Origin of the sequence: Dyella sp., assembly GCF_051954575.1 — a bacterium.
Taxonomy (GTDB): domain Bacteria; phylum Pseudomonadota; class Gammaproteobacteria; order Xanthomonadales; family Rhodanobacteraceae; genus Dyella_B.
On sequence record NZ_JBQCHP010000167.1, the window covers coordinates 1 to 11622 of the forward strand.

Below are 11622 nucleotides of genomic sequence, written 5' to 3' on the forward strand. Positions count from 1 at the left end.
CGTTGGGGCCAGCCCTGTCTGTCCGCATGCCTTCGGTCCGTCGCCTCGACAGACGGCCAGTCTGCCTTCACCGACGGCCCTGTGGCCTGCGAACAGACAGGGCTGGTGACGACGGCGATACTTGATCAGTGTTGCCTTAAACCTTTCTCCCCCCGCGCCGCACTTACGCCAACAACGTCGCGTCCGATCCCGGGGAACCGCTCCACTATGGCAAACATGTTGGCAACGCTGCGCCCCCAGGGCTGGCAGGACAAGCTCAAGCCAGGCGTATTGCTGCGCACCTTGTTGGCACGGCGCGGCTCCATGCAGGCGCACCTGGGCCCCGAGTGGCGGGGCAACCTGCGTACCATCCATGAGACACGGGCCATCACGCCGATTCTGCTCACGGACGCGGCCGCACTGCAGATCATGATCGCCGTGCGATCCGCGTGCCGGCTCGGCGGCGCCCTGGCGGAAGCCGGCGTATTCATGGGAGGAAGCGCACGCCTGATCTGCCAGATGAAGGGACAGCTGCCCTTGCATCTGTTCGATGTGTTCGAAACACAACAGCGCTCCTCAGACGCCGCAACGACCGACGTGCGGACGCATTTCGGCACCATCCATGGCAAGCAGGCCTGGGTCGAGCGTGTGCTTGCCCCTTACGAACAAGTGCATGTTCATCCCGGCTTTTTCCCCCGCACCACGCAAGGCTTGGAAAACGAGCGCTTCAGTTTTGTGCACCTGGATATGGACCTGGTCTCGAGCACCAACGCTGCGCTGAACTTTTTCCTGCCCCGGATGCTGGCCGGCGGCATCCTTATTGGCGACGACTATTACGATCCGGGTGTGCGGCATTGTTTTGCCGAGCATGTCGGCAATGGCCCGGACACCTTGATCGAACTGCCATGGGGACAAGTCATGGTCGTCAAACAAGGAACAAGCTCCTGAGTGATCATGGGCCGGTCGCCAGGCATTCGTAACCTGCAATCAAAGGCTTCCGGCGCAACTGGGAAAAATCGCGAGGCTTTTGCTCACTCGCTGCGACGAGTATAAGTGGCGAAATCTCCCCGTCACTGGCAACAGATTCCGCATGAACGCGCTCCGCTGCATGCTGTTCGTCGCGCTGCTCGGTTTCGTATCGACACCGCTGGTTTCGTTCGCGCGGACGCAGAACACGTCCACCGTTGTCGCCGGCAATGCGCGTTTTGAATTTCTCACTTCCTCGCTGGTGCGCATGGAATATGCACCGAACGGCCGCTTCGTGGACGAACCCACCGCGGTGGTGCAAGAGCGCGATTGGCCGACGGTGGATGTGCAATCGTCCAGGCAGAATGGCTGGCTGGTGGTGCATACGCACGACATGGTCTTGCGCTATCGGCCCGATTCGGGCGCGTTCAACGCCGGCAATCTCGAGATCACGTGGAACGAAGCGCACGGCGCGCCGCATAGTTGGCATCCCGGCCAGGTCGATACGCAGAATCTTGGCGGCCTCACGTATTCGCTCGATCATGTCAGCGAAGTAAATCTGCCCAAGGGCAAGGATCTGGAAAGTCCAGTCAACGACATCATTCCCGGTATCGAGATTCCGTTAGAGCCCGCCAAACCCGGGCTGCTCAGCCGCAGCGGCTTTGCCTTTATCGACGACAGCCAGACACCGCTGTGGGACACGAAAATGCAATGGATCACGCCGCGCGAGCAGCCGTATGGGCAGGACTGGTACCTGTTCACCTACGATCGCAACTATCCGCACGTGCTGCAGGAATACGCGCAATTGTGCGGCGGCGTTCCGATGATTCCGCGCTACGTACTGGGCAATTGGGTAACGGATTTCAATTTCGAATATTTCCCCAATACCGCCGATGCGCACGATCCGCAGTTCGAGCATTACAACCAGCAGTATCTGGAACACGAGCTGTCACGCCTGCGCGAGAACCATATTCCGTTCGATACCCTGGTGCTGGATTTCGCCTGGCACAACTATGGCTGGCAAGGTGGTTACGACTGGAGCCCGCTGATTTCGCAACCCACGCAGTTTATGCAATGGCTACGCGATCGCGGCATCAAGCTCAGCCTCAACGACCATCCCGGCTATGCCGGCACGCAGGAGGAAATTCTTTCCTACGACGATAGTCATGCGCCGGACGTACTGAAGGCGTTGGGACGGCCGTTGCCGCCGAAACCGTCCTTTGATATGGATATTTCCACGTCATGGCGATTCGCTACGGACCCGGGCGATCAAGGCGTCAGGCAACAATGGTTTGCCGCCGACCACGACGACCGCGCATGGAGGCCCATCCGCACGGATCAGTCGTGGCAGAAGCAGGGTTATCCGGATTACCAGGGCATCGGCTGGTATCGCAGCCACATTTCGTTGCCGGAGAAATTGCCCGCGGCGCTGTATCTCTATCTTGGCGAGGTCGGCCAGACGTATCGGCTGTTCGTCAACGGCAAGGAGGTGGAGCACACGCGCGTGTCGTGGCCGCAGCGTCTTACCTACGCCAACATCAGGCCGTATGTGCACGCCGGCCAGCGCAACGACATCGCCTTGCGCGTCGTGCCGGGCGAACAGGGCGGCGGCATCTTGCGCGGGCCGGTGGCGTTGCGCGACGTACCGCCGCCGGAGCGGATCTATTTCAATCTGGCCGACAAGCATCAGGCGGATGTGTTCATGCGCGACCTGCATGCGCCGCTGCTGCAGGCCGGCGTGAGTTCATGGTGGGTGGATGGCGGCGGTGGCGCGGCGCAGATGCCAGGGCTCAACCCGCAGTTCTGGACCAACAAAGTCTTCTACGATTTCACGCAGCAATTCACCGGGCAGCGCGCCTTCATCCTTGGCCGTTACGGCGACTGGGGCAGCGAGCGTTATCCGGGGTTCTTCACTGGCGATACCTATTCGGAATGGCCGGTGCTGGCCTATGAAGTGGCATTCACCGCGCGTGGCGGCAATGTGCTGGCGCCGTACATCAGCCATGACATCGGCGGTTTCCATGGCGCCAGGCTCGATTTCGATCTTTATGCGCGCTGGATCGAATTCGGTGCCTTCAGCCCGATCCTGCGCATGCACAGCGCGCATGCCAATCCGCACGAAGGCAACACCCGCATGCCGTGGCTCTACGGCGACAAGGGCATTGCGTTGATGCGCAAGTATTTCACGCTGCGCACGCAACTGATTCCCTACATCTACACCTATACGTGGCAGGCGCATACCTTGTCGCTGCCATTACTGCGCCCGTTGTATCTGCGTTATCCGGAGCTGGAAGAAGCGTATCGGCAAACGCGCGAATATTTTTTCGGTGACCAGATGCTGGTCGCGCCGGTACTCGATCCCAGCGGCGAGCGCACGGTTTACCTGCCGCCGGGGTCGTGGATCGATTTCTTCAATGGCAGGCGATATCAGGGCGGGCGTTCCTTCACTGCGCATTACGCGGTGGATGAAACGCCGGTGTTCGTGCGCGAAGGGGCGATCATTCCCGAGCAGGAGCCTAGCGATTATTCGGATGCCAGACCATTGGATGCGTTGATCCTGAATGTCTACGGCGGTGGCAAGGGGCACTTCGACCTGTACGAGGACGATGGTTTATCGCTGGATTATGCGAAAGGCGATTATGCGATCACGGCGATCGATTACCGGAGCAAGGCGGATGGCTCGCATGAGCTGGTGGTCTCGCCGGCGAAAGGGGGTTACAAGGGGCAGCCGTTGTCGCGCTCGTACATGGTGCGAATACATGCGGTCGACAAGCCGCGGTCGGTCAGCATCAATGACAAGCCGACGACTCAGTGGAGCTGGGACGATAAGGAAGCAACGGTCGTGGTCAATGTACCTGGGCAAAGCGTTCGCGAAGGTGTGCGTGTTACCTGGTGATAGTTACACGACACCCGCGAGTTGAAGCGCTCCTCACTGTCATTCCCGCGCAAGCGGCAATCCAACTTGCTTTTGCGTCAGAGCAAATGGATTCCCGCTTGCGCGGGAATGACGGCCATAAGGGTTGCAGGTCGAGGTCTCAATCCTGCGTATCGTCGAGCTCCGCAGTCGACAATCCATACACCGTATTGCGCCCCGCCAGCTTCGCCTTATAAAGCGCCCGGTCGGCGATTTGCAGCAGCGTGTCACGCATGCGGTCCACGCCCTGCGCGTGCGGCACCTTGCCCAGGCTCGCCGCGCCGATGCTCAGCGTGACCCGGCCATAGCGGCTTTGCGTGTGCGGCAGGTTGAGTGCATTGACGGCGTGGACGATGGCGCCGGCCACTTTCAGCGCGCCGATCGCATCGGTGCCGGGCAGCACGGCGATGAATTCTTCGCCGCCGTAACGGCCGACCACGTCGCAGTAGCGATGCAGGGATTTCTTGAGCTCCGCCGCTACCGTGCGCAGGCAATCGTCGCCGCGCAGATGGCCGTAGTGGTCGTTGTACTTCTTGAAAAAGTCCACGTCGATCATCAGCACGCAGAGCGGATGTTCGCTGCGCATCGCGCGCCGCACCTCGTCCGCCAGCAGCTCGTCCACGCAGCGGCGGTTGGCTAGGCCGGTGAGGTGGTCGTTGTTGGCGTAGTACTCGAGCTGGCGATTGATCTCGGCCAGTTTCTGCTCGGCCAGCTTGCGGTCGGTGATGTCGTTGAGTGCGGCGGTGATGCCGATCACCTGCCCCAGCAGGTTGTGCACGGGGTTGGCCAGCACCTGGTAGTGCTTGCCCTGGTGTTCGATCTCCTGCGCGGGCACGTCCTGGCCCGCATCCATCAAGCGCAGGCTTTTCCGGATACCGGGGGCGGCGCTGGGCATCAGCTCGGCCACCTTGCGACCCACCAGCGCCTCGGCCGGTACACCATGGATGGCGACGTAGGCGGCATTGGCGGCAAGGTAGCGTCCATCGCGGCCGATCAGGCACAACGCGCTCGGCGCGGTGTTGTATATGGCCATCATGCGATACACGTTTTCGCTGTGCGTGAGGTCCATCACGCCGAGCGCGACGCCGCGGTAGCCGTGCAACTGGCCGTGCTCGTCCTTCAGCGCGACGGCGTCCGATTCGACCGCCACCATGCTGCCGTCGGCGCGGCGATGCCGCGTGATGGCGCAGGAAAAAGCGCTGGGCCTGGCGGCCAGGAAACGTTCCGTGCGCGCCGCTTCGCGCGGCTCCATGAACGCGTGCACCGGCGCGCCGAGCACGGCCTCGCGCTGATGCCCGAGCATGTCGAGCAAGCTTTCTGCGACCCGGGTGAAGCGGTGGCGCTGGTCGATTTCCCACTGCCATTGCGGATGCGCGTGAATCACCGCATGCAGCCGGTCGAGCGCCTCACCTTGCATGTCCCTGGACATTGCCGACACCTCGCACTGCATTACCACGACAGGAAATCCCGGCAGGCATAACTCACAGGGGGTTATGCATGCCTGCCGCCGGCGTAAACTCGCCGACACACGCTCGTCCATGGGCGTGCGGGAAATCTCGAACGCCGCCGCCTGGGCGCATGGCGTTGCTTGATGCCGGAAAGGATGCAAGTCGGGGGGTGGGTGGCTGTATCGGACGATTCCTAAAAGCGTCCGCTTGCGCGAGTCATGGCGCTCGCCGCCGTCTGCTCCCTCCCCTGCGTGCAGGGGAGGGCCGGGGTGGGGTTGTCTGGGCTTGCGCGGCACCTGACTTCAACGCGAGCTTGCGTCGCTCCGCCCCGGTTTGGCGATATTGCTGGGTTACGCTGCGCTAACCCAGCCTACGCAGCTATTCGGGGGATTACAGCAAGCCGTAGGTACGCGCGTACTCGAACAACTGCGTATTGCTGGTGATCCCCAGCTTGCGCATCGCGTCGTTCTTCTGCTGGCTGACCGTCTTCACGCTGCGATGCAGCTGTTCGGCGATATGGGTGACGGACAAGCCCTGCGCGTACAGCCGCACCACTTCCACTTCGCGCCGGGACAGCACGGCGGGATCGGCGGCGCCGTCCAGTTCGGCCGAGGGAGACCAGTCGATCACGTGCTCGCGCATCGCTTCGCATATATATGTGCGGCCATTCAGCACGGCGCCGATGGCGAGCTGCAGTTCCTTGGTCATCGCGCCCTTGGCGACCAGGCCGTTGATGCCGGCCGCCATCATGCCGCGGGTGAGCGCGGGGTTGTGCAGCATGGTAAGCACGATGATCGGCAGAGACGGATGATCGCGCCGCACGCGGCGCAGCAGCGGCAGGCCGTCGCCGGAGCCGTCCTCGTAGGGCATGGAGAAATCGGTGATCAGCAGGTCGCACGGCTCACTGGCCAAGAGCGCCAGCAGCTCGCGGCCGTTGCTCGCCTCGGCCACCACCTTCAGGCTGCTGTGTTCTTTCAGCAGCGCGCGGATGCCGAGCATCACGACGGGATGATCGTCGGCGATGACGATCCGGGTTATCTCACCATTCGGGGACATAGCGGGGACAGTTCCCAACCGGCGGCGTATGTGGCCGCTCTGTGCGCGATTCTACCCAAAGAACGCGCAAGCCTAGGGCGCTCTGGCCTGTGGTTGTCGTGCCGGGTGCGTGGAATAGACCAGAGCATACCTACCGGGCTTGCGGCATCATGGCGCCACGGCGGGCGCCCACGCCCGTCCACAGGGACCCTTCTTGCTCGATATGCCACCGTGACTCTTGCCCTTTTCATCAGCAACGTGGCTTCCGGCTGGCTCGAGGCCAATCCCATTTCCCTGGCGGTAGTGGTGCTGGCAGTGCTGCTCAGCCTTACCGCCCTGCTGGCGCTGGCGGTGTTGCGGATGCTGTTCGTGCAGCGGCAGAAACTGGCGCAGGCCGAACGCTTCGCGCAGCAGCAGGCGGCGCTGGCCAAGGCACAGCTCGATGCAGTGCCCTTTCCGATCCTGGTCAAGGATGCCGCCGGCAGGTATCGCGCGCTCAACCAGGCTTGCCTGCAGCGGCTGGGCATCGATCCCATCCAGGCCACCGGCAAAAGCAGCCTTGAACTCGCCGGACAACGCTGGCTGCCGCTTGCCGACGGCACGCCGCCCACGCAGCGCCTGCACCAGCTCGGCATGGATGCGGTAAGCGAGGACAAAGTACAGCGGTCCGAACTGGATTACGTCAGCCACGACGGTCGCCAGCGCACCGGCCTGTTCCTGGAGGCGCCCACGCATGCGCCAGACGGTAGCGCCGACGGCAGCATCGGCGTGCTGCTGGACATCACCGAATACCGCCAGATCGAACTGAGCGCGCGCGCCACCGAGCAAAGCCTGCGCGACATCACCCCGCGCATGCCGGTGGTGGTGTTCGCCGCGCGCCGCGGTCACGATCGCCAGCCGCGGCTGGCCTTCGTCGCAGGCAATCTGCACGCCTTGTTCGGCCTGACGCAAAGCGAACTGCTGGAACGCGACGATGTGCTGCGCGACTGGCCGTTCCACGACCGCATCCATCCGGAAGACGTGCCTGCCCTGCGCCGCCTGCTGCAACGCGCGACGCGGCATCGCGGCACCGTCACGCTGGATTTTCGCGCCTACGGCGCCGAAGGCCTGCGCTGGATCCATCTGGTGATGGGCACGCGCCGGTTGCCCGACCGCAAGATCGAATGGATCGGCTATTTCATCGACACCACCAGCATCAATGCGCACAACCAGACCCTGCTGGCCGCGCGCGATGCGGCCGAGCGCGCGTCCAAGGCCAAGGCCGATTTCCTCGCCACCATGAGCCACGAGATCCGCACCCCGATGAACGGCGTGATCGGCATGCTCGAACTGCTCGGCCGCACCGCGCTCGACCAGGAACAGCGCGAGCTGGTGCATGCGGTGGAGGATTCGGCCGGCGTGCTGCTGCAGGTGCTCAACGACGTGCTGGATTTCTCCAAGCTCGAAGCCGGCAACGTGCGCCTGGACGACGAGCCGTTCGACCTGCGCACCTTGCTCGACAACGTGGTCGGCATGATGGCCGGCTCCATGCACAAGAAAAGCCTGGCTGTGGAGGTGGGCGCGGATGCCACGCTCGCCGGCAAGCTGGTGGGCGACAGCGTGCGCATCCGGCAGATTCTGCTGAACCTGCTCAACAACGCGGCGAAATTCACCGAGCGCGGCGGCGTTTCGGTCGGCCTGCGCGTGATCGGCGATGACGGCCACGCGCAGCGCGTGCGCATCAGCGTGACCGACACCGGCATCGGCATCGCCGCCGACAAGCAGGCCACGCTGTTCACGCCGTTCTCGCAGGCCGAATCCTGGACCACGCGCCGCTACGGCGGTACCGGCCTGGGATTGGCGATCTGCCGGCATCTGGTGCAGCTGATGGGCGGCAGCATCGAACTCAGCAGCCGGCTCGGCGAAGGCACCAAGGTGACGCTGGAACTGCGCCTGCCGGTCGCGCAGCGCGAAGCCGATCGTCCGCCGGAACTGGCCGGACGGCATGCGATCGTGCGGCTCGCTTCGGCCGGCACCGCCAGCGCCTTGGCCGCGCACCTGTCCACGCTGGGTTTGACGGTGGAACAGATTCCGCCCGCGCAACCGATGCGGCGCGGTGCGGCGGCCAACCTGCTATTCATCGATGCGGGCGATCAGGCAAGCGCCGCGGCGATCGCTGCGCAACCGATCCTGGTCGATGCCGGCGACAACGGCAGCAGCGGCGTGCGCGACGAACATCTGTGGCTGCACGCCAATCCGCTGAAATGGCAGGCGGTCTCGCGCATCTGCGTGCAAGCCTTGCAACCGCTGGCGCAACCGGCACGCGGTGCGGTTCCATCCACGCCGGCCGTCGCGGCGCCCGCCGGTCGCGTGCTGGTGGCGGAAGATCATCCGATCAGCCAGACCCTGATCCGCCGCCAGCTTGGCCTGCTCGGCTGGGAATGCGACGTGGTCGGCGACGGCCACGCTGCGCTCGACGCCCTGCGCCGGCACGACTACGCCATGCTGCTCACCGACTGCCAGATGCCGCTGATGAACGGCTACGAATTGGCGACCGCGTGGCGCCAATACGAAGCGAAGGAACATCGGCACACACGCCTGCCGATCATCGCGATGACCGCCAACGCGCTGGATGGCGAGATCGAACGCTGCCGCGACGCCGGCATGGACGATTACCTGAGCAAGCCAGTGCAGCTGCGCCCGCTGGAAGACAAGCTGCGCGCATGGGCGCCGCAGGCGAAGGCCGATCCGCCTGCCGTGGAACCCGTGTTTTTCGAGGACGTGTTCGCCGCACCGGGTATGGAAGATCTACGCGCGCAAATGCTGCAGGCGATGCTGAAGACCAGCGCGGTGGACATGCAGAAGCTGGAGCAGGCCATTGCGCAATCGGACGGCGAACTGGCGCAGCGCACCTTGCATCGCGTGCTCGGCGCGCTGCAGCTTTTCACCAATGGCCGCGTGATGACTGATGGGCGCGCGTTGATGGCTGCCGATGCCGATCGTGCATTGGTGGCGTTGCCGGGATACCTGAAGAACTTGGGCAGCGCGCTGGATGAACTTGCGCAAGACTCCCCGTAAGTTGGGTTAGCGCAGCGTAACCCAACAGGATCCTTCGAAATTCGTTGGGTTACGCTGCGCCAACCCAACCTACGCCACCACCCCGCGGCCGTCATGACATGGCGTGCACCCATGCCCAACGGAACTGGTGCATCGCCCGCACATCCCCCACAATGCCCCCACCATTCGGCGCCGTCAGCAACCCTAGGACCCAAGGTTGCCTGCCGCGTGCCAGCCCACGACGAAAGGGGGGCGTCTTGTTGGTTCTCAGGGGGAATGATGCATCCCACCCGTAATAGGCTGTTGCCGCGGTTGGCCGCGCTGCTGTTGGCTGTCTCGATCGTACCGATGCTTTCCGCTGCGGACTGGACCTATCGCGTCCGGCCGCAGGACAACATCTGGGACCTCACCAGCCGTTATCTCAAACCCGGCGTGCCGTGGCAGAAGCTGCAGGCGTACAACAAGGTGGCCGATCCGTATCACCTGCCGCCGGGCATGACGATGCGCATACCGATCGCATGGCTGCGCCTGGAGCCGGCCAATGCCACGGTGGTGGCGGTGATGGGCGGCGCGCACGTGCAACGCTCCAACGCGATGCCGCCGGAGAACGTCGCGCCCGGCATGACGCTCGGCATCGGCGCACACCTGAGCACCGATCACGACGCCAGCCTCACCCTGCAGTTCGCCGATGGCTCCCGCCTGCTGATGGAACCGGACAGCACGCTGGACCTGGACCAGATGAGCGCCTACGGCCGCACCGGCATGGTCGATACGCGCCTGCGCCTGCAGCATGGCCGCGTCACCACGGAAGTGACGCCAATGACCGGCGTCGGCGCGCATTTCAGCGTGGAAACGCCGGGGACGATTTCCAGCGTGCGTGGCACGCATTTCCGCGTGGCGGCGGACGACGGCCAATCGCGCACCGAAGTGCTGACCGGGCGCGTGGACGTGGCCGGCGATCGCGCGCACGTGCTGGTGCCGAAGGAACACGGCGTGGCGGTGGCCGACGGCGCCAAACCCGCGCACGTGCAAACACTGCTGTCCGCACCGGTCCTGCACTGTCCCACGCAGCCGGTCACCAAGCTTCCTTACTCGTTCGCCTGGACGCCGCTCGATGGCGCCACCAGCTATCGCGTGCAGATGGCTCCGAACGAGCGCTTCGAAGCCTTGCTGCTCGATCACGTAACCTCCTCCGCGCAGCTGGCGCTGCCGGATGTGCCGGACGGCGACTACGCCGTGCGCGTGCACGGCATCGACGCGCAAAAGCTCGAAGGCGATGATGGCGTGTGCACGCTGCACATCAACGGCCATCCGCAGCCGCCGCTGGTGATGGCGCCGCTGCCCGGCAAAAAGCTGCGCGATACGCGTCCGCGCTTCCAGTGGACGGAAAGCCTGGAAGCGGGCTCCTACGTATGGCAACTGGCCGCCGACGAGCAATTCACGCAGCCGCTGGCTAGCGAAGCGCAGTTGAGCGGCGACAGCGTGCGCGCCCCCAATGCGCTGCCTTACGGGCACTACTACTGGCGCATTGCCAGCCGCGACAAACAGGGCAAAGTCGGCCCATTCACCGATCCGCTGCCGTTCGACCTGGTGCCGCAACCGCCGGCACCGGAAGTGGGTAAACCCACATCGTCAAAGAACAACGTGAGCTTCGGCTGGCCGGCCGGCACGCCGGGACAGCGCTACCACATCCAGATGGATCGCCACCCCGATTTCGCGCATCCGCCGATCGACCAGACGCTGGATCAGCCGATGCTCGAGATCAAGAAACCCGGTTCGGGCACCTGGTACGTACGCGTGCAGACCATCGATACGGATGGTTACGCGGGGCCGTGGGGTGCGGTACAGAAGATCCGGCTGGGCTGCCTGGCGTGTCGCATTGGTGCGATTGCCGGTGGTGGCGGGTTGGTATTGTGGTTGTTGTTGTAGCCGCATGTTTCGCATAACCCTCACCGCCGTCATTCCCGCGAAAGCGGTAATCCTTGTTGCCCCTATCTGCCCTGTAAAATGGATCCCCGCTTTCGGGGTAATGACGGCGATAAGGAAAAATGACCTTCGCGGCTACCCGCTCGTCAGGGAGAAAAGCGGCTGATGCCCACTGCCTTCGCCTGGCTCGTCCGCGGCATGCTCTGGATGGTCGGCGTCGGCCTCGTCGTATTGCTGATCGTCAGCGGCCTCACCGTGCCGCTGGACAATGCGCTCTACGATCTGCACGCGCGTTACTGGCGCTACACGCCGGACGAC

Annotated in this window: 6 protein-coding genes; 4 read left to right on the top strand and 2 right to left on the bottom strand. The window is 63.9% G+C overall.

Going from position 1 to position 11622, the window contains the following annotated elements; genetic code table 11:
• Together ACTHNE_RS19820 and ACTHNE_RS19825 are read left to right on the top strand one after the other, a co-directional pair.
• The coding region (locus ACTHNE_RS19820) for a class I SAM-dependent methyltransferase (RefSeq protein WP_324945290.1) at positions 1–927 on the top strand (927 nt) is incomplete at its 5' end.
• A 142-nt stretch (positions 928–1069) separates the two neighbouring features.
• The gene (locus tag ACTHNE_RS19825) at positions 1070–3841 is read left to right on the top strand and encodes a TIM-barrel domain-containing protein (RefSeq protein WP_440270114.1); all 2772 of its coding nucleotides are present in this window, start codon (positions 1070–1072) and stop codon (positions 3839–3841) included.
• Between the two features lie 139 nt (positions 3842–3980).
• Here ACTHNE_RS19825 and ACTHNE_RS19830 read toward each other — a convergent pair whose 3' ends face one another.
• Together ACTHNE_RS19830 and ACTHNE_RS19835 are read right to left on the bottom strand one after the other, a co-directional pair.
• Positions 3981–5288, bottom strand: coding sequence for a sensor domain-containing diguanylate cyclase (locus tag ACTHNE_RS19830; protein ID WP_440270115.1), 1308 nt, complete (start codon positions 5286–5288; stop codon positions 3981–3983).
• Between the two features lie 409 nt (positions 5289–5697).
• Positions 5698–6363: a response regulator gene (locus ACTHNE_RS19835; RefSeq protein ID WP_440270116.1), complete on the bottom strand. Its 666-nt coding sequence runs from the start codon at positions 6361–6363 to the stop codon at positions 5698–5700.
• Between the two features lie 210 nt (positions 6364–6573).
• On the opposite strand from ACTHNE_RS19835, the gene ACTHNE_RS19840 reads away from it, so the two are divergent.
• Both ACTHNE_RS19840 and ACTHNE_RS19845 read left to right on the top strand, forming a co-directional pair.
• Positions 6574–9399: an ATP-binding protein gene (locus tag ACTHNE_RS19840; protein ID WP_440270117.1), complete on the top strand. Its 2826-nt coding sequence runs from the start codon at positions 6574–6576 to the stop codon at positions 9397–9399.
• Between the two features lie 255 nt (positions 9400–9654).
• A complete protein-coding gene (locus ACTHNE_RS19845; RefSeq protein WP_440270118.1) occupies positions 9655–11307 on the top strand; it encodes a FecR domain-containing protein in 1653 nt (550 codons plus the stop codon).
• The last annotated feature ends 315 nt before the right edge of the window (positions 11308–11622 follow it).